The following is a 19,949-nucleotide window of genomic DNA, read 5'->3' as shown; positions in this document are numbered from 1 at the left end:
ATGTTACTTAATTAAGATTTACCTTACACTGCGATGCAATATGTGTTCCTCATTTATTTACCACCACCGCAGTTAGTCTTCTCAATAAACAGACGTTTCGCGTTTTAACTGGATTTATGCGCGTCTAGGTTTGATATCGGGTGGGGGAGCTAGGATTGGGAACCGCCATTATGCTTAGCGAAGGAAATTCATTATGCCTCCCATTATTTGTCATAGCGCGCTCGATGCGGTTTCATTAATTCAAAGCGGTGAATACCTGTGGACCCATTCCATGGGGGCAACGCCAAGAATTTTATTAGATGCGTTGGCGCAGCACGCACTGACTAAAGATAATCTCACGCTATTACAATTGCATACCGAAGGCGCAGAATCCTTAAGCCACCCTAGTTTAAAAGGACATTTACGGCATCGTTGTTTTTTCGGCGGTGTGCCCACTCGGGCATTATTACAAAGTGGCGATGCGGATTATGTGCCGATTTTCCTCTCGGAAGTGCCCAAACTCTTTCGTAGCGGCGAGCAAAAAATCGATACCGCGATTATCCAAGTGTCGCCGCCCGATAAACACGGTATGTGCTCCTTAGGGATTTCAGTTGAAGCCACGCTTGCGGCTTGCCAAGTGGCGGGTAAAATTATCGCCCATATTAATCCACAAATGCCGCGCACCCACGGTGATGGCTTTATCCATATAGACCGTTTTGCTGCTGTGTATGAACAGAGTGCGGCCCTGCCGATTCATTCTTTCTCGACTGGTGATGCAGTGAGTTTGGCCATCGGGAAACACGTCGCGCAATTGGTGCAAGATGGTGCCTGTTTGCAGATGGGCATAGGCGCTATTCCCGATGCGGTGTTGTCTTGTTTGACAGGGCACAAGGACTTAGGCGTTCACACTGAGCTATTTTCTGATGGCATTTTGCAACTGGTTGAAAAAGGCGTGATTAACAATAGTAAAAAGTGCTTTTATCCCGGAAAATTGGTCACAGGTTTTGCCCTTGGTAGCCAAAAACTATATGATTATGTTGATGATAATCCAGCGGTGATTTTTATGGATATTCAGCAAGTGAATGACACCGCAATTATCCGTAAAAACCCCAATGTGATGGCGATTAACTCGGCGTTGCAGGTCGATCTTTCAGGGCAAGTGTGCGCTGACTCCATTGGCACTAAAATTTATTCGGGCGTGGGCGGGCAGATGGATTTTATCCGTGGTGCGGGGTTATCCGAAGGTGGACGCTCCGTTATTGCCCTGCCAAGCACTGCCGCAGGTGGGACGCTTTCTCGCATTGCCAGCGTGTTATCACCCGGCGCAGGGGTTGTTACCACTCGAGCCCATGTGCATTACATAGTGACCGAATACGGCGTGGCGAATTTGCGCGGCCGCAGCCTACGCGAACGGGCACAAGCGCTGATCGCCATCGCTCACCCAGATTTTAGGGAACAACTAAGTCGTGATGCCTTTGATGTGTGGGGATTAAATCTATAGCATTGTAAATTATGGTGTTATGGCTTGCTATCGAGTTTGCAGTGGAGCAAGCTCGCTGAGCGTAAAGGGTTGGTTTTAATACGTCGTTTAATAGCGGTAAAGAGTCATTTATCTGTCCCGATATGGTATAAACTCTTGGCGGGTTTGACCGACAGATTTATAAAGAAAGGAGTCAATAATTTAAATGGATGAGATTGAATTAAAAGCATATTTAACAGAGAGGGTGTTATCTTTTTGTACGCGCTGGAACAGTATCGAAAATACCCTCTATACCGAAAGAACTGCCGAAGAAGATAAGCTACGGCAGGAATTGCCAGTGGCTGAATTCCATTATGCGAAGCAAACCGATTGGTTTACTTTACTGAGTGAGCAAATAGCGCCATTATTTGACGATTTTTGCACCGATAAGCCCCGTATTTACGGCGGAAAAGTGCGTAATTCCTTCGGGTTTCCTTCAAAATTTAATGGTTGCGATCATCCTCTTGAAGTGCAAATTACTTTAAAAAATAAAAGCAGAGCCGAAATCTATATTAAAACCAACACTAAGTTCGAAGATGAGTATTTGTTTATTGCTCTCAAAAAAGCCGATGAATGGCGTATCGATAGCTATAAAAATCGTCGCTATGGCAATGAGAAATGGAGCGTACAAATCCTTTAATTCAGCTTGTTCTCAATGCTTGACGTCAGTAAAAAATGACTAAAAGCATTGAGTTTAGTAACGTCGGTTTAATTTAAGTGACGCACTGAGACACAAAAAATATTGTGTAAATGGAACATCTTTATGCCATTAGATAATGCTCTTATTGCTCGAATCAAAGCCGAGATATTGCGGTTTACAACGGTTGAGGTTGAGCAATTTTTATTAGCTCATCCAGATAAAACCTTTTATGCCTTTGCTTTTGACACCCATGCGGAATATGCAGAATTAAATCTTTGTTTTAATACCGAGGCAGATTTTCAGCAGCGATTGACCTATTACCAGTCTGGGGAATGGGCTGAGTCATACCAAAGCCCTGAGGCAATCCAAGAACTTAAATTCAATACAGGTGACTGGGAGTATCAATGTTTTAGTACATGTTATGTGCTTTCAGAGGATGAGTTGCAGACGATTCAACAGAGCTTACCCGAGGATGACTTTAGTGAGTGGGAGGAGATAGTGCGGCAAATACGCGCAGTGTTTAACGAATGCCTAGTGCAGTTTACCCAAACTGAAGTCTATCAAGCGATTCCTAAAACCGATGGTTTTATGGCCTTTAGTATCGACCATGATGAAGATGTATCGGATATTGTGATGTCACCAGTCTTGTCGTAGTGCTCAACTTTATTGTTTTAATTTGGCTGTGTGTCTATTGTAAATCGAATGCAGTTACTCACGTGACTGGTATCATCCTCTCCTTAATGACCGTCCATCCGTGGCGGTTCTACTATGATATGTCATCACCCTTTCATTTTTGCCGTCATTCCCGCAATGCTTTCTCTTACTTCTGACTTCCACAATACATCTTTAATTTAAATGTTATACATATAATGTATTTTATAGATTGGTTAACTGGGTCAATAAACGGCCATGAAAAACTCATTACAATTGCATTGGATTTGTATATTCATTTTTAAATTTGATATGGGGTATTTAAATGGAAGGTTTGCGCCGCCTGCTAGGAAACATGACGGTAACCAATAAGTTAAGGCTTGGTTTTGGGATCTTGTTATTGCTGATATTTATTGTGGCAGCGGCTGGATACAGGGGACTTACCTCAATCGATATCAGCAGTAGTCGGTTGGAGTTTATTGCCAATGTCGATAAAACATTGCTTGCGGCCAAGGCTGCACGATTAGAATTTATCGCAAATGGCGATTTAACCAAATTGGATGAACTCCAGAGCTTAATTGAAAATACAAAAAGCGGTTTACAGCAACAATTGTCAGCGTCTAGCGATGCCCACGATCGGCAGTATCTTCAAGAATCGCTAGTGGCGATGGATCGGTATCATCAATCGATAAATCAGTTTAGTGATGTGTTTAAGCATAAACAGGAATTGAAAGTCACGGGGGCTCAAGTGGGGGCCAAGTTGGTTGCCACCTATGCGGAGCTGGTCGATAGAATGACCAACAGGGCCCAAGCGACACAAAATACTGAATTATTAAAAGATGCCTTAAGTGTTAGCCAGCAAATGACCATGTTACGTTATCACATCCGAGGCTATGTCTATGATGCTAGTGATCTTAATTTAAAAACGGCAAAAGATGCCATTGCTAGATTGTCACAGACTATCGCCACACTTAAGGGGGAGGATACCGTACAAGCCACCCAGATATTGGACCGTTACGACCATGATATTGATGCTATGGTCAATGTTAACCGTGATATGGATAACCTAGCCCAGTCAATGGGCGGCGCAGCACAAACATTGATGGTGAATATTCGTGAATTAGTTGACATCCAAAAGCATCGACGGGCAGACGCTGATGCCCAAGCAAAGGCCGTGGTACTTGGCGCGTTAATTGTCGCCTTGGTTGTCGGCCCCTTACTTGCGTGGTTAATCAGTGGACAAATTGTCGGGCCACTTAAACAAACTCTCCTTACGGCGAGAAAAATTGCCGCAGGTGATTTAAGCAGCACTATCCACTCAGAGCGTCAGGATGAGATGGGGGAACTATTGCGTGCCATGGGTGAAATGAATAGCACCCTTAAGCAAGTGTTGACACAAATAGGCGATAGCGTGGTGCAGTTGGCTTCATCGGCTGAGGTGCTTTCTGCGGTCACTGAACAAAATAGTGCGGGTATGCAAAATCAGCGTAGTGAAACTGACCAAGTTGCCACCGCGATTAATGAAATGGCGGCGACAGTGCAAGAGGTATCTACCAGTGCTGAAAATGTCGCGCTAGCGGCTAAAGAGGCGGATCACACCACTGCGATAGGTAATAAAAAAGTTATTGAAGCGGTCAGTCAAATCGAACTGTTAGCCAAGGAAATCGCGACCACGGCATATGCGATGGAGCGCTTACAATCGGAAAGTGACAGTATCGGTTCCGTCCTTGATGTGATCAAATCGGTTGCACAACAGACCAATTTACTCGCGCTAAATGCGGCCATTGAAGCAGCAAGAGCAGGTGAGGCGGGACGGGGATTTGCAGTGGTGGCCGATGAGGTGCGAAGCCTTGCGAGTCGAACACAATCCTCTACCGAAGAAATTGAAAATATGATTGTTAATTTGCAAAAGGGGACATTGGAGTCGGTACAAATGATGACCAAAAGCCGGACATTGAGTGATGGCGCAGTGTCATTATCCCGCGAAGCGGGTGAAATGTTAGTGGATATTGCCGATGCGGTTAGCCGTATCCAAGATATGACACATCAAATCGCGGCTGCCTCGGAAGAACAAAGCGCCGTGGCAGAAGATATTAATAAAAGTATTGTGAGAGTGAGGGATATTGCCGAGCAAACCGCTGATGGCGCGGCAGAAACAGCGCGTTCTGCCGATGATCTTGCTAGCCTTGGTGTTACGTTAAAAGGGTTACTAAGACGTTTTCACTTATAGGTTTGACTGATCTTATTCGTGAGCATTACTGACCATGATAAAAAGGTCGTAGATATGCTTAATATGATGATTTATATCATTTAAATTTCTACGATCTATTGATGTTAGTAGGCCATAATTTCCAATGTCTCGATTATCTGCTTGCCTTGTTCAAGCCCTACATGCTTAACAATCATCGTTTTAATTAGCTCAACATAGGTTGGCTGGATATCGAAGTTATCATCGAAAAGGGCATCGCCAGCTTGCGTAATAAGTGCTGCTAACTCATTAAAGCAGCGAGACATTTGGGCTAAATCGGTAAAAAGAAGACTGGGCTCCCAACGGCCTGCACCATGGCGAGCGAAAAGAATGTGTCCGTCCTTTAAATGATAAATTAAGGGGTCGCCATGGGAGCTTGCCAACACTAACCAATTGTTATCCCAAGCAGGTTCCCGCGCTCGGGTGATACCGTGCCAGCGATAACCCATTTGAAAATCGATTAGGTCTTCACATCTTGGAAATTCAAATAGGGCAAAACCGATATCGAGTTGGCGTGAGTCAGGAATCGCCGTGCTTAAAAACGGTTTTAATGCTGGTGGGATTATTAAGTCCATCGCGGTTACATTCCTTTGTCATTGAAGCGTACAACTGATTTTTACGCAGTAAATGTGTTGCCCAAAGTACTATTAAGCTGATTTCCCCATGCACTCTGCTAGCAATTTGACGAAAAAGTCGCTGCCTTTGCGTTCGCAAAAGGCGATGTTGCGCTCGGGGATAGTTTCTGGGTCATTGTAGTTAGCAAGAGCTAACTCCATGCTAGCTTCGCGAATAATATGCAGGGTTGGATAAGGCGCGCGGTTGGTAAAATTCGCCGCCGAATCCTGTGGTTCGTCCTCGAAACAATAGTCGGGATGAAAGTGTGCAAGTTGATAAACGCCTTCGTAGTCGTTATCGAATAATTCGTCATTTGCTATATCGACGAGGTCAAGATAAGCATAAAAACCCTCAAAACCTCGGGGCAGAATAAACAGCGTAGTTTCGACTTCGGGGTGCGCATCAAGATATTGGCATTCTTCGATGAGCGCCTTGAGCACGAGTTTGACTTTAGTTTGTTCCACCACAAGATAGCGAATACTGCCGCGCTCGACTTCGCGTCTGGCGAAGGGGCAAATATTGTATTTCATGATCACTTTTTTCACCCAGTTGTCGGTTTGTTGAGTGATCATGTCAATTTCGTTCATGGCGGTGGTTTGCTCGTACTTAAAAATTAGGGGGCGATCATAGGGATGATAGACGCCACAAGCAAGACTGCCATAGTGATATTAAATATCTTCTGCTGCCGCTCATTTTTCAAAATCCGCTTCAGGGCAACCCCAAACCCAAGCCAGACAATAGCACAGGGAAACGCGACACATAAAAACACCGTCGCAATCGTGATGATTTGCGGAGTTAATTCCTGCTGCACTGAGGTAAAGGTCGCAATTGCACCCACCGCCATAATCCAGCCTTTAGGGTTAACCCATTGAAAGGCTGCCGCTTGAATAAAACTAAAAGGTTTTGCAATGGCTTTACCTTCCATCTTGCTACTGCTGTTGGCAATCAACCAAGACAGATATAAAAGGTATGCGATGCCGATGACTTTAATCACTTGATGGATAATAGGATAGGCTTGAAATACCGCGCTTAAGCCTAGACCAATGGCTAAGATCATGGTCGGGAAACCAAGGCTTATGCCCATCAGATGTGGAATACTGCGTTTAACGCCGAAATTCACCCCTGAAGTCATCAGCATAATATTATTTGGCCCCGGGGTGATCCCCGATGAAAAGGCAAATAGCGCGATAGCGAGTATTAACTCCATAGATAGATCTCATACCTGTAATTGTCGTTTTTGGCATTGTGATAAGGGCATTTTCCCTCAAATTTAAGTGCTGTTGCTATTGCTCTGACAGACACTCGGCGAGGCATTCTAGCGGGTAAATTTGGCCGCGCCTATATGTCGTATGGCGTCGATCTCAAAAAATACGATAAAGGTTCTGTACTATCGATGAAATGCTGTTATCTCTGCCCACAACCCAAACGGTGAAATAGGACGATCGACGTTTAAATAATAAGGTACTTCTAGCACACGATTTATTGTTTTAGAGATTGCTAATTCAATTATTTGAGGAGATGATTATGCCTCGAGCAACATCGACGTATCGTTGATTTTTCAATATTGATTGTCAGTGTTGCAGCAGTGATATGTCTAACAAGGTTGTGAACTTAGCGTCTGATGGCGCGATTAGTACTTGGGCGTGTTGACGTTTCGAGATTAAATTTTGTTCGCTCTGGCAAGCTCGTGATCGCGAAACGAGGAGTGACGTGTAGTTATTCTACTCAAATGACGAGTGACAAAGAGCAAGAGCTTGCCAGACGAACCCTTCGGGCTGCGTTTGGCTGGCGTTTCTGCTGCGTTATCGCCCGTTTATGTAGAATAACTACACTGCACGGGCTTTGCCTTGCATAAAAGCCAGCCAACTCGCTGCAAAAATAACCCTGAAACGTCAACACGCCCTTAATAAAGGGAAATTATTATGGCACAAAGTATCTTTGTTAATCTGGCTGTTGAGAGCGTTCAGAAATCACGCTATTTCTACTCAGGACTTGGTTTTGCTATCAATGAGCAATACAGCAATGAACAGGCAGCCTGTGTTGTTATAGCGGACAATATTTTTGTGATGTTGCTGGCTAAGCCGTTTTTCTCAGGCTTTACGGATAAGGCCATTGCCGATGCCCATTCCACGACTGAGGTGCTCAACTGCCTTGACTGCGAAAGTCGGGAATGTGTTGACCAACGGGTTAAACTCGCTGAAAAACATGGCGGCAAAGCCTATCGTGAAGCCAAGGATCAGGGTTTTATGTACGGCCATGCGTTTGAAGATCCCGATGGGCATATCTGGGAACTTGTCTACATGGAAGCGCAAGGTTAGTGCATCCACATACAAATTCATCTAAACCAAGCTTGTCCAATAATAGCGCGCGTTGTGTGACTTAAGCTGTACACAACGCAGCGCGCCTATGTTTAATTAACCAGCCTATCTTAAGCTGACTTATTCCCTCGATTGGAAATATGAGTCTCGAGAAATTCCTTTATAAAATCAAAATCATCCACATTTATTTCCCTAGGTGTGAACGACACTTGGCCGGAAATGTGGGAAAAGTTGATCGTGAAGGTAGGAATACCCCTTCTACTTTTTAGGTATTTTGTACTGGCAATCTCATCCAAAGGAACAAACAGTTGCTTCATCTCAAAAAGATGAAATTCGGCATCGTAAACATGAAAAATGAGGCCTTCTTGATAGATATCGATGTAATAGCCATCTGGCCCCGCTTCGGCTAATTTCCTTTGTTCATTTTTAGCGGCTTTGCCTAGTCTTATCGATTCAGAAATGATCAAGAAGACGAAGAAAAATGCCATCACAACGGCTAAAACGACAACAATTGTAAATCCTATATCCCAGGGTTCTGCCGATAGCGATGCCGTCAGTTCCTTCCATGGACCGCTTGCTATTATCAGCGGGATTATCAAGAGCAAAAATATTCCTGATTGTTTACTACGTAATTTTTGTTGGAATGCACAGCGACGGATAAAATTTTGAGGTCCTTGTTTCATCAAGAATATTCCATATAAAGATGTTCTTTACTTTGGGGAAGCCGAGCGCCATTTTCATCCATATGAACGCAGGGCGTGAGTGCTAATGAGTTATTGCAAGATGAGGGTAATCAATCATGCTAAACACTGGTACTGCACCAATGCTTTGGGTATGAGCCTGTTGAGGTTCTACTCTCAGCATGTCGTTCAGCATATCGACGTTCTACTTAAGCTATCTAGACGCTTTACTACTGTCATCTAACGGTTTAGCAATGAGTGTGCTGACAGCCATAACGGATTTCAACACACTCATTTGACATGGATTTTACCTTATATCAGTCAGTTAACGCCACACTCACTTCATAGGCACTAAATTTACGGATATTAATCACCCCCGTATCAAAGAGTAAATATTGGCCTTTAATTCCTTGCAAAATCCCGCTGACAACGGCTTCCTTATCAAAATTATGTGAGGTGATTTTTTTGGGGAAGGTATCAATCGGATAATGAATTGTTTGAATCTCTTCCTGCAAGCGATCGATGCGGTAGTCGCCTTTTTGCATACCGATTTCATGTAGCTTGGCTTCAATTTGCGGGATCAGTTCCGCAGCCTTAGCATTTAAATCGATATCGTCGGCATGGCCCTTTAACATGGCTTGCCAATGGGTTTTGTCATTAACCAATTTAGCGAGTTCGACTTCAACTAAACCTGAAAGCTGCCTTGTTGAGACTTTAAATATCGGTAAACCTTGGGTGGCACCTTGGTCTATCCAACGAGTGGGCAGTTGAGTATGGCGGGTAATGCCGACTTTAACGCCTGAAGTATTGGACAGATACACATAATGTGGCACGAAACAGTGGTTTTGCGCCCAATCGGGTTCGCGGCAAGTCCCTTGGTCGTAGTGGCAGGTTTCTGGTTTCATAATGCACATATCACAGCTAGCCAGTTTTTGCATACACACAAAACAATGCCCCTGCGAATAACTCTTTTTGGTCTTTTTACCGCAATTACAACAATAAATATTGCCTGTATGCGTCAAGGTGAGTGATTTACCTATTAAAGGATTGAGTGGCAGTAATTCATCCCCAACAATGAGCTGGTATTGTACTTGCTGCGCATCATCTAGCTGTGCGCGCATCTTTTTTAGCGTTCCTAACATGGGTATTCCTATTTTTGTGTGCATCTTGGTGCTCATCAAGCGTTAAGTGCACACATTATCTTTAATGTCACTGCGTGGTTGGCAGTATACAAGATTATCCAAACCAGTTTAGATAGGATTTTTTATTAAGAGAGTCGATTGATAGTAAGTTGAGAGAGCCGGTTGGAGCAGTCTCTCCACGATAACGGATACAAAATGCCGTAGTTACTCGGCGGCATTTTGTCTTTTAGCTATTTAGTCTTGAGATAAAGTGCAATGTTAACGGCTCAATCGGTCAAGCACGAGATCATCCCCTAGGGCATAGAGAGATTCAGCAAGTTGATCTTCTTGGGCTGTATCGGTTAATCCAAGGCTAATCGTTGCGCGAAATAAGGCGATACCCGTGTGGCCAGCGGTTTCATATTGGCTGCTAAATTGTTCGATATTGATCCCAAGTGCATTAATTTTATTTGAAATATCAAGTACTAGCCCCGGTCTGTCGTAGGCGACAAGGCTGTAGCTTAAGCGTTTAATGGGCTTGAGGGATACCGATGTTTTAGCATAGGTGAGGGTGAGGCCATCAATGCATTCTAGGGCTTCGATTAATTCGTCCATGCGCATTGAGGGGAGTTCGAGTAACAAAATAGCGGCAAAGACACCGTCAATATGGCGGAGTTCTGAGTCGAGCCAGTTACCACCGTGACGGCTTACCGCATGGGCAATTTGTTCAACTAATCCTTTTCTATCAGGTGCTTGTAGTGTGATCAAATATCGTAGCATAGTGACTGACTCCTATTTTGTATAAAAGGCACCTTTTTTAAAACGGGGTGTAACACAACTGTCATCTTTGCGTCATATAATCCAACGCACTTAGAATGAAGGATGTTGTTATTGCTCAGTTTACGTTCAAACAGTGTAAGCATAGCACTCAGCAAATCCTAGCGAAAAACGCTAGCTATTAATAAATAGAGGTTCTTAATGGAAAGTCAGGTCACTCAACCTGGTTCTGCGTCTCACAATATGTTGAAAGGTGGACGTTCAAGTCGCAGGGCATTTAAGGATAAAGCGGCTCAAATTGGGGTCACTATTGGCGGCACTATGGTGTTTGTCGCCCTATTGTTGATCTTCTTTTATTTGCTGTATGTGATAAAACCCATTTTTGATAGTGCGGATGTGACGCCTATAAAAACGGTGAGTTATCAGCATGCCGATACTGCGACGCTTATGGTTGGCGTCGATGAACAAAATGAGGTCATGTACCGTGTCTCCGTTGATGGTCAAGTGGATTTTTACACTGTGGCTGACGGCAGTTTGCTCTCATCTTTTTCGCAGTCACTACCAGAGGGCGTGACAGTGACAAGTGCTGCGGTAGCTGCACCGAGTGAACAACGCTTCGCACTAGGATTAAGCAATGGTCAAGCTTTGATAGTGGGGATTGAGTTTGGTTTAACTTACCCAAATAACAAGCGCTTGATCACCCCTAAATTACGTTACCCTGCTGGCGAAGCCCCTGTCACTATTGACGAGTCAGGTGCGGCAATTACCAAACTTACTTTTATTTATAGCTCAGATAAGATGAGCTTTGCCTATAAAGATCATCTTGGGATTTGGCGTTTAAGCCGCCTCGAAGGTCAAGAGAATCTGATGACTGAGCAGGTTGAATGGACGACTACGACGTCGATTATTCAAGATGCACCTAAAAAAGTGGCTCAGCAGTTGATGACGCCAGACCAACGTCAGTTGATGTTGCAAATGGGCAACAAAGTCTTTGTATACGATATCCGTGATGCTGAAAATATTGAATTAATGCAAGTGATTGATGCTGAGAAGGATAAGTCAAAGGTGAATCAGATAGCGCTGTTAGCGGGCGCTAGCTCTATTTTGGTCAGCTATGACTCAGGTGTGGTTGCTCAGTACTTTCAAGTCAATGGTCCTAAAGGTCGCTTATATCAGGAAATCCGTGAGTTTAATGACTTACCTCCTATTGCCTCTATCGCCTCTGAATTTTACCGTAAGAGTTTTGCCGTAATCAGCCCAGAAGGGGAGTTGTCATTACTCTACACCACAAGCCATCGTGAACTCTTTGACGAAAAATTTGATCTTAAAAACCCCGGTATGATGGGTTTTAGCCCTCGCTCAAATAGCTTAGTGGTTGAAGCGGATAAGAAGCTACATATCTTCAGTGTGGAGAACTCCCACCCTGAAGTGTCATGGACCGCTATGTGGAACAAGGTTTGGTACGAAGGTTATCCTGAGCCTAAATTTGTATGGCAATCCACCTCTGGCTCCGATGACTTTGAGGCCAAGTTAAGTTTAATGCCATTAGCCTTTGGCACGATGAAAGCGGCACTTTATGCCATGTTGTTTGCGGTGCCATTATCCATTGCTGGCGCTATTTATACGGCTTACTTTATGTCACCTAAAGTGCGCGCTTTAGTTAAACCAACAATTGAAATTATGGAAGCTTTGCCAACGGTGATTTTAGGTTTCTTGGCGGGACTCTGGTTGGCGCCGCTGATAGAGGAGCATTTACCCGGTATTTTAATTCTCTTGGTGTTATTGCCGACATCTATCCTGACCTCAGCCTATGCTTGGAGTCGATTACCTGTCCAATGGAAACAGCGTTTGCCCGAGGTATATCAAGAGCTTATGCTTATCCCCGTGATTTGTTTTATCGGTTGGTTCTCCTTTGCCATTAGTCCGATGATTGAAGTCGCCCTGTTCGATGGTAACACCCGTCAGTTTATCACTAATGAGCTGGGTATCACCTTCGATCAACGTAACGCGCTGGTGGTGGGTATCGCCATGGGCTTTGCGGTGATACCAACCATTTTCTCGATTGCTGAGGATGCCATTTTTTCTGTACCTCGCCATCTTTCAAACGGCAGTTTGGCGCTAGGTGCTACACCTTGGCAAACCTTAACGCGAGTCGTGCTATTAACCGCAAGTCCTGGGATTTTCTCCGCGGTAATGATGGGGCTAGGGCGCGCCGTGGGCGAAACCATGATTGTACTGATGGCAACAGGTAATACCGCGATTATGGAATGGAGCGTGTTTGAAGGTATGCGTACCTTGGCTGCGAACATTGCAGTAGAAATGCCAGAGTCGGCGATTGGTAGCTCCCATTATCGTGTGCTCTTCCTCGCGGCATTTGTGTTGTTCGTATTTACCTTCTTCTTTAACACCATTGCTGAAGTGGTGAGACAGCGTCTACGTGACCGCTATAGCTCGCTGTAACGGAGATAAGATAATGACTTTAAATACTATTTCGCCAATGACCTTGAGAGGTTTGTGCAATGGGTAAGTGGGTAAAATCAGGCTCGCCGTGGATTTGGATGACAGGCGGAGCGGTGAGCATCAGTTTGATTGCGGTATTGGGCTTATTACTGCTGATAGCATGGCGTGGCTTAAGTTACTTCTGGCCTGCGGATATTTATCAATGGGAGCTTGAGGATAGTTCGGGTGTTCGCTCAACCTTAATCGGTGAGATTTACGATAGGGAAGAAGTCCCATCTGAGCGTCTTATTGCTGCGGGACATGTGTTTAAAGAGCCTCCAGCCGAGTTTGTAACCCGTTACTTAGTCAAAACCGGTAACCGTGAATTTGTTGGCTTAGATTTCCGTTGGATATTAGCGACTGACATTATTAGTCGCTCCGTTCCTGAGGATGTCGCCATGATTGAGCGTACTAAAAACGGTAACTTTTATGGTTATCCGGTGGCAGTAATAGAAGATGGTAAGCGCCTTGATTTAGTGAATGATGCTATAGAGTCATCACTGATGGAACATATTGACCGAGCGGTAGCCCTGTCGGACAAGGCACTCAAACTACAAAAGCAAGATATTGGTGCAATTAACTACGCAATCGAAAGACTGCGTTTAAAAGAGCGTCGTTATGAGTTAGATGGTGAGCTGACAGATAGCCGTAAGTCAGAACTGGCTACGGCGAAGGAGGCCCTCCAGAAAGATTACTTAGTGCTGGAAAAAGAACTCTTTACCCTACGTGATGAGGCTGCCCGCGATTCGGTTATCGTGCGCGATATGCGTGGTGTTGAAGTGGAGTTAAAGCTTGATTCGGTTTTGGATGTGACCTATGTGAATCATTTGGGATTGCTGGGTAAAGTACGCCATTGGTTTGTGGGCCTAGGTCGATTTATGAAGGATGATCCCCGTGAAGCCAATACCGAAGGCGGTGTGTTTCCGGCGATTTTTGGCACCGTATTCATGGTATTGCTTATGGCAATTATTGTGACGCCTTTTGGTGTAGTTGCGGCAATTTATCTGCATGAATATGCCAAAAAAGGGCCGATCACTAAGATGATCCGTATCGCCGTGATTAACTTAGCAGGTGTTCCTTCCATTGTTTATGGTGTATTCGGTTTAGGTTTCTTTGTCTACATGATGGGCGGTTCCATCGACCAATTGTTTTACGCTGAAGCCTTACCTGCGCCCACATTTGGCTCGCCTGGGGTGATTTGGTCGGCGCTGACATTGGCGATTCTGACTCTGCCAGTGGTTATTGTGTCGACAGAAGAAGGGTTGAGTCGGATCCCAAGCGCCGTGCGTCAAGGCAGTTTGGCTCTGGGTGCCACTAAGGCCGAAACCCTGTGGCGGATTGTGATCCCGATGGCAAGCCCTGCGATCATGACGGGTCTGATTTTAGCCGTTGCTCGCGCTGCCGGTGAAGTGGCGCCGCTGATGTTGGTGGGTGTGGTGAAATTAGCACCGACATTACCACTGGACTTTAACTTCCCGTTTGTGCATTTGGAACGTAAGTTCATGCACTTAGGGTTCCATATTTATGATGTTGGCTTCCAGAGTCCTAACGTCGAAGCGGCGCGTCCTCTGGTGTATGCGACCTCCTTCTTGCTGGTGACTGTGATAGTGGCACTTAACTTAACAGCCATTAGTGTGCGTAATCATTTACGTGAAAAATATCGTTCGCTTGAGCACTAACCAGCGATTATCCTGAAAGTATTAGGACTGAATATGATTTCTATAGATTCGACAGCAATGAAAACGAACACCTTTGATTTGGCGAACTTAAGCCAGAACGATACCGCTCTGGAGATCCGCAACTTAGATTTGCGCTATGGCGATAAGCAAGCGCTGTTTAATGTATCGATGAAGATCCCCAAGAAGCAAGTCACTGCCTTTATCGGCCCCAGTGGGTGTGGTAAATCGACCTTACTGCGCTGCATTAACCGTATGAACGATTTAGTGGATAACTGCTATATCGACGGCGAGATTTTGCTGCACGGTCAAAATATTTACGACAAAAAAATTGATGTGGCAGCCCTGCGTCGAAATGTGGGCATGGTGTTCCAACGTCCAAATCCATTTCCAAAGTCGATCTATGAGAACGTGGTTTACGGCTTACGCTTGCAAGGCATTAATAATCGTCGAGACTTAGATGAAGCCGCTGAGCGTTCACTGCGCGGCGCGGCTATTTGGGATGAAGTGAAAGACAGATTGCACGATAACGCTTTTGGTTTATCGGGTGGTCAACAGCAACGTCTGGTGATTGCCCGTGCAATTGCGATTGAGCCAGAAGTGCTATTACTCGACGAACCCACATCGGCACTCGATCCTATTTCAACCTTAACCATTGAAGAGTTAATCACTGAGCTGAAAACCAAATATACCGTGGTGATAGTGACTCACAATATGCAACAGGCGGCACGGGTATCGGATCAAACTGCTTTTATGTATATGGGTGAATTAGTGGAATATGCGGATACCAATACCATTTTCACTACGCCGAAAAAACGTAAAACAGAAGATTACATCACCGGACGTTACGGTTAATCAGTGATTAAATAAACGCCACAGTCTAGGCGAGAGCCTAGGCCTTGAAACACTTGAGTAAAAGGTTGGCCAAATGGAAAATATGAATTTAAGTAAGCATATCTCAGGACAGTTTACCGCTGAACTAGATGATATCCGTAACCGCGTACTCGCTATGGGTGGCTTGGTTGAACGTCAGCTAGAACAAGCGATTGATGCTTTAAGTGCCCTCGATGCTGAGTTAGCCCAACGGGTGATTGATGGCGACCATAAAGTCAATGGTATGGAAGTTTCGATTGATGAAGAATGCACCCGCATCATTGCGAAACGTCAACCCGCGGCCAGTGATTTGCGTTTAATTATTGCCATATCTAAATCCATTGCCGATCTAGAACGTATTGGTGATGCTTGTGTGCGAATCGCAAAAGCGGCACTCGATAAGCGTTTAAATAATCAACAACCTTTGTTAGTTAGCATTGAAAATATGGGGCGTCATGCGACTCGGATGTTACATGCGACCTTAGATGCGCTGGCGCGTATGGATGCCGATACTGCGTTAGAACTGCACAAAGAAGATGCCAAGCTTGACCGTGAATATGAAGGCATTATCCGTCAGCTAATGACCTATATGATGGAAGACCCACGCTCAATCCCCGATATTTTAGACGTACTGTGGGCTGCACGCGCAGTTGAGCGTGTCGGTGATCGTTGTAAAAATATCTGCGAATACATTATTTACTACGTAAAAGGTAAAGACGTTCGCCATACTTCCTACGAAGATATGGAAAAGGATATGAAAGGCTAAGACAAGCGCCAACTTTACTGTTTAATCCCTTTGCTAAATAAAACGCTCCGCAGTCTCTGTGGAGCGTTTTGCTTTTGGTGGTATTAAATGCCATTAATCAAATGCCATGTCCATTGGCTCATCTTTTGGACATTAGCGTAATCAGTACGTTAAAAACAGTTAGACGATAGCGTGAATTATCTACAGTTTTAATATGGCTTATGAGCTAAATCTAGGGCGACTATGTAGGCCCAATTATTCTTACTCTCAACATTTTTGACAATAATTCACTAAGAAATTGTCAAAAATCCACAGTATTCATTCAACATGATGTCCAAATTAGATTGCTTTCGCTATAAACGACTTTTAAAAAAATTGATCAAAAACAAGTATTTACTGATGCCTTTAGTTAAGTCGGGTGTTAAAGTTACTTTAACGAAGCAATGTTGTTAATACCTCGCCTCGTTATTCATATCACTCTCAAGACTGCAAGCCGTTCCATTTTTACCGTACTAACCTTGACGGGGTGAAACAGTAAACAGCCTTCAATGCAGGAAGCTATACAATGTTAAGAAAACTAAAAATCGGCAAACGCTTAAGCGTTGCCTTTGGCATTATGACGTTGCTCACGGTTTTAGTGGGACTTACCGCCATTCAGCGCTTTAACAGTGTTGAAGTCAATATCAGTAATATCGCAGAGCATCGACTCCCAGCTTCGTTATTAGCTGGTGAACTCAACAAAGATTTTCTATTTATTAGGCTGTATACACTTAATTTAATGTATGCGGAAACGGATGCTGAACGGCAACGTCATCGCGATCGCATCCGTAATGAGCTGGATAACTTTAAAACCAATATTGATAAAGTAGAGGTGTTTCAACGTACGCCAGAAGGGCACAAGGTACTAGAGCAGGTATTAAAGGCCAAAGACGGCTACGATCAACTGCATCAACAGATCCTGAGATTAAACGAGCAACGCCAATATACCGAGTCTATTGCATTGCGTAATGCAGGGTTAAATGATGCCGCTATTAAAGTATCAAATGCGATAAGTGCCTTAGCAGATTACCAGCAAGAAAGATCCTTAGTGGAAGCAAACAGTGCAAAACACACGATAGAATTAGCACTTAGTACTATGATTGCTATTGTGGTTTTTGCGGTTATCGGAGCCGTTGTGCTGGCTTATTTCTTTAGCCGCAGTCTCATTGGCCCTATGCAAAATGCCGTAGCTATCTGTCAGCGTATTGCCAGTGGCGATTTAACCCAAAAGTTTGCCGATGATGCCGCGGACGAAGCTGGGGATATGATCCGCAGCATGGCTGTTATGCAACAGCAATTGCAGCAAACACTAAGTGAAATTAATCACTCATCTTCGCAATTGGCCGCGACCTCTGAAGAGCTTAGCGTCGTTACCGATCAATCTAGCCAGACATTACACCAGCAAAGTCAAGAACTCGAATTAGCAGCGACGGCGGTGACTGAATTAACGACAGCCATTGAAGAAGTTGCCCGCAGTGCTAGTGCAACATCGAGTGACTCTGAAACCGCAAATATTAAAGCTCGTCAAGGCAAAGAGCGTGTTCAGCATACGATTCAAACCATACAAACCCTTGAAGGTGAATTACAACAAGCCCGTCAGGGAATTCAGCAATTAGCGAGTCGGGTAAACGAAATCAGTTCAGTATTGGATGTGATTAGAGGCATTGCCGAACAAACTAACTTGTTGGCATTGAATGCTGCTATTGAAGCTGCCAGAGCAGGTGAAAGTGGTCGAGGTTTTGCCGTAGTTGCCGATGAGGTGCGCGCATTGGCACATCGTACACAGGAATCAACCAAAGAAATTGAGCGTATGATGCATTTAGTGCAAGCTGAAACTCAGACTACCGTTAACACCATGCAAAATAGCAGCAATCGTGCCACTGAAACCTTGCTTATTGCCCAGCAGGCTGGTGATGCCTTACAACAGATTGCCACCGCTATTGCTCAAATTAATGAACAAAATCTTACCATTGCCAGTGCAGCAGAAGAGCAGGCGACAGTGGCGCGGGAGGTTGATGGCAACCTTTTGAATATACGAGATTTGTCACATCAAACTTCTGCGGGGGCCCATGAAACTCAAGCATCAAGTGCCGATCTTGCTCGTTTAGCAGAAACCTTAAATTCGCTGGTAACGTCTTTTAAAGTTTAGGCCATCTACGACAGATCAATATTGGAAAGGTGTTAAGTCAAAACCGTATACTAAACACCTTTCTATCCCCATTGTTAGCCAATGCTTTGGTTTACAAAAGCTGTTACACCAACCACATTATTGTTTTTTGCCATCACATTTCTTTTAAATCCAAAGCGAACAGTAGAGGTAATAAAGCCAGTTTACCTTCTGCTATAAGGCTATCTTGCCTACCGCGTGCAGGCGGGCAGATATTCGGATAACTCAAGCAGGTTTAAGTCGGGGTCGCGGATATAGACAGAGTTTATCCGACCTGTGGCGCCAGTTCGTAGCACCGGACCCTCAATGATATCAATTTGAAGGGCGTTTAAATGGGTGATCACTGCTTCAATATTATGACTGACCACAAAACACAGATCGGCACTGCCGGGCGTTGCTAGGGCGGCCTTAGGCTCAAATTCAGCACCCGCTTGATGTAAGTTGATTTTTTGATCGCCAAAAATTAAGGCAACGCGCCCGTTGCCAAATATCACTTTTTTCATTCCTAATACACTTTGATAGAAGGCGACGCTGGCCTCGATATCTTTTACGGTTAACACTAAGTGGTCTAGGCGAGTCACGCGCATATTCTTTCCCTCGATGCCATAGCGATTTGTTATTGATTTTATCTGCGCCTTACCTTACATCAAGTGCTGATGCAAAAGTGACTCTGTGGTAGCATTTGTGGTGTTTCTAGGCGTAAATATTTTATGCCTTTTTTTATCCCATAGATGAAATGAGAGTGTCATGAAGAAAACCTTAGCCCGCGGCTTAATGAACTTACTCCCTATGGCCCTAAGCCTCTGGTTGTTTTGGTCGTTATTTGTGTCTTTGGATGGTTTAGGGATTTTTATTTTAGCGTTGGTAGGGATTAACCAACATTTTGTCGGTGTCGGTTTTATCTTAGTCGTGGCCTTAGTGTTTGCGGTCGGATTATTGTTTTCGGTCAGTCCCATCGTATGGATCTATGGTTGGATAGAGCGTCAGTTAATGCGCTTTCCTTTATTTAAGTCTGTGTATGGCAGTATTCGCGATATTGCTTCCCTGATGAATCGTGAAGGCAAGCTAAATACCCAACAAACAGTGTTGGTTAAACAAGCAAATGGGGGTTATGTGGTCGGGTTTATTATGACAGATACTCCGCCTAAGCCCTTACTCGATGCATTACCCGAGGGAGATTGGGTGCCAGTGTTATTTCAATTGAGTTATCAAATGGCGGGGGTAACGAGTTTAGTTAAGCGAGATGATCTTATTCTTGTCGATTGGTCATTTGAGGAGGCGATGCGCTTTAATCTTACGGCGGGAATTTCTCAAACACCTGCGACCCAATAGGCGACATCTAAGTCAGTTTAAACCCTATTGATAGGGTTAAATATCAAGTTTTGTGCATTTTGTGGTATAA

At 44.4% G+C, this 19,949-nt stretch carries 18 protein-coding genes; 11 read left to right on the top strand and 7 right to left on the bottom strand.

Features of this window, described 5'->3' with window-relative positions; all coding sequences use genetic code 11:
• Positions 1-193: 193 nt before the first annotated feature.
• The 4 genes from SPUTW3181_RS13985 (at position 194) to SPUTW3181_RS13970 (ending at position 5,019) form a co-directional block, all read left to right on the top strand.
• Entirely contained in the window at positions 194-1,480 is a 1,287-nt protein-coding gene (locus SPUTW3181_RS13985; protein ID WP_011789955.1) for an acetyl-CoA hydrolase/transferase family protein, read from the top strand.
• A gap of 184 nt (positions 1,481-1,664) precedes the next feature.
• Entirely contained in the window at positions 1,665-2,138 is a 474-nt protein-coding gene (locus SPUTW3181_RS13980) for an NTF2 fold immunity protein (RefSeq protein WP_011789954.1), read from the top strand.
• 123 nt (positions 2,139-2,261) lie between these two features.
• On the top strand, positions 2,262-2,792 hold the full coding sequence (locus SPUTW3181_RS13975) for a DUF4303 domain-containing protein (RefSeq protein WP_011789953.1): 531 nt from the start codon (positions 2,262-2,264) through the stop codon (positions 2,790-2,792).
• 322 nt (positions 2,793-3,114) lie between these two features.
• The gene (locus SPUTW3181_RS13970; protein WP_011789952.1) at positions 3,115-5,019 is read left to right on the top strand and encodes a methyl-accepting chemotaxis protein; all 1,905 of its coding nucleotides are present in this window, start codon (positions 3,115-3,117) and stop codon (positions 5,017-5,019) included.
• A 104-nt stretch (positions 5,020-5,123) separates the two neighbouring features.
• Here SPUTW3181_RS13970 and SPUTW3181_RS13965 read toward each other — a convergent pair whose 3' ends face one another.
• The 3 genes from SPUTW3181_RS13965 to SPUTW3181_RS13955 form a co-directional block, all read right to left on the bottom strand.
• Entirely contained in the window at positions 5,124-5,612 is a 489-nt protein-coding gene (locus SPUTW3181_RS13965) for a hypothetical protein (RefSeq protein ID WP_011789951.1), read from the bottom strand.
• A gap of 72 nt (positions 5,613-5,684) precedes the next feature.
• Complete coding sequence (locus SPUTW3181_RS13960; protein WP_011789950.1) at positions 5,685-6,239, bottom strand: DUF1415 domain-containing protein; 555 nt, start codon at positions 6,237-6,239, stop codon at positions 5,685-5,687.
• 26 nt (positions 6,240-6,265) lie between these two features.
• Entirely contained in the window at positions 6,266-6,859 is a 594-nt protein-coding gene (locus SPUTW3181_RS13955) for a LysE family translocator (protein ID WP_011789949.1), read from the bottom strand.
• A gap of 715 nt (positions 6,860-7,574) precedes the next feature.
• Here SPUTW3181_RS13955 and SPUTW3181_RS13950 point away from each other — a divergent pair.
• Positions 7,575-7,970, top strand: a complete 396-nt coding sequence (locus SPUTW3181_RS13950) for a VOC family protein (RefSeq protein ID WP_011789948.1) — start codon at positions 7,575-7,577, stop codon at positions 7,968-7,970.
• A 110-nt stretch (positions 7,971-8,080) separates the two neighbouring features.
• Here the strand turns inward: SPUTW3181_RS13950 and SPUTW3181_RS13945 are convergent, their stop codons facing one another.
• The 3 genes from SPUTW3181_RS13945 to SPUTW3181_RS13935 all read right to left on the bottom strand — a co-directional run bounded on the left by SPUTW3181_RS13945 (position 8,081) and on the right by SPUTW3181_RS13935 (position 10,551).
• Positions 8,081-8,653, bottom strand: a complete 573-nt coding sequence (locus tag SPUTW3181_RS13945; RefSeq protein ID WP_014610257.1) for a hypothetical protein — start codon at positions 8,651-8,653, stop codon at positions 8,081-8,083.
• A 314-nt stretch (positions 8,654-8,967) separates the two neighbouring features.
• Complete coding sequence (locus tag SPUTW3181_RS13940) at positions 8,968-9,792, bottom strand: DUF2797 domain-containing protein (protein ID WP_011789946.1); 825 nt, start codon at positions 9,790-9,792, stop codon at positions 8,968-8,970.
• Positions 9,793-10,050: 258 nt separating this feature from the next.
• On the bottom strand, positions 10,051-10,551 hold the full coding sequence (locus tag SPUTW3181_RS13935) for a glycine cleavage system protein R (RefSeq protein WP_011789945.1): 501 nt from the start codon (positions 10,549-10,551) through the stop codon (positions 10,051-10,053).
• 198 nt (positions 10,552-10,749) lie between these two features.
• Here SPUTW3181_RS13935 and SPUTW3181_RS13930 point away from each other — a divergent pair, with 198 nt between their 5' ends.
• The 5 genes from SPUTW3181_RS13930 (at position 10,750) to SPUTW3181_RS13910 (ending at position 18,529) form a co-directional block, all read left to right on the top strand.
• Entirely contained in the window at positions 10,750-13,008 is a 2,259-nt protein-coding gene (locus tag SPUTW3181_RS13930; protein WP_011789944.1) for an ABC transporter permease subunit, read from the top strand.
• Positions 13,009-13,067: 59 nt separating this feature from the next.
• Positions 13,068-14,726 (top strand): phosphate ABC transporter permease PstA, encoded by a 1,659-nt coding sequence (gene pstA / locus SPUTW3181_RS13925; protein ID WP_011789943.1) that lies wholly within the window; start codon positions 13,068-13,070, stop codon positions 14,724-14,726.
• Between the two features lie 33 nt (positions 14,727-14,759).
• Positions 14,760-15,578 carry a phosphate ABC transporter ATP-binding protein PstB gene (pstB, locus tag SPUTW3181_RS13920; protein WP_011789942.1) on the top strand — a complete coding sequence of 273 codons (819 nt, stop codon included), beginning with the start codon at positions 14,760-14,762 and terminating at the stop codon, positions 15,576-15,578.
• 73 nt (positions 15,579-15,651) lie between these two features.
• On the top strand, positions 15,652-16,362 hold the full coding sequence (gene phoU / locus SPUTW3181_RS13915) for a phosphate signaling complex protein PhoU (RefSeq protein ID WP_011789941.1): 711 nt from the start codon (positions 15,652-15,654) through the stop codon (positions 16,360-16,362).
• A gap of 544 nt (positions 16,363-16,906) precedes the next feature.
• On the top strand, positions 16,907-18,529 hold the full coding sequence (locus SPUTW3181_RS13910) for a methyl-accepting chemotaxis protein (RefSeq protein WP_011789940.1): 1,623 nt from the start codon (positions 16,907-16,909) through the stop codon (positions 18,527-18,529).
• A 209-nt stretch (positions 18,530-18,738) separates the two neighbouring features.
• Here the strand turns inward: SPUTW3181_RS13910 and SPUTW3181_RS13905 are convergent, their stop codons facing one another.
• The gene (locus tag SPUTW3181_RS13905) at positions 18,739-19,134 is read right to left on the bottom strand and encodes a VOC family protein (RefSeq protein ID WP_011789939.1); all 396 of its coding nucleotides are present in this window, start codon (positions 19,132-19,134) and stop codon (positions 18,739-18,741) included.
• Between the two features lie 160 nt (positions 19,135-19,294).
• Here SPUTW3181_RS13905 and SPUTW3181_RS13900 point away from each other — a divergent pair, with 160 nt between their 5' ends.
• A complete protein-coding gene (locus SPUTW3181_RS13900; protein WP_011789938.1) occupies positions 19,295-19,879 on the top strand; it encodes a DUF502 domain-containing protein in 585 nt (194 codons plus the stop codon).
• Positions 19,880-19,949: the final 70 nt, after the last annotated feature.

Source organism: Shewanella sp. W3-18-1 (assembly GCF_000015185.1).
Taxonomy (GTDB): Bacteria; Pseudomonadota; Gammaproteobacteria; order Enterobacterales; family Shewanellaceae; genus Shewanella; species Shewanella putrefaciens.
The sequence above is the reverse complement of the archived record's forward strand: the minus strand, read 5'-3'. Positions and strand labels throughout refer to the sequence as shown.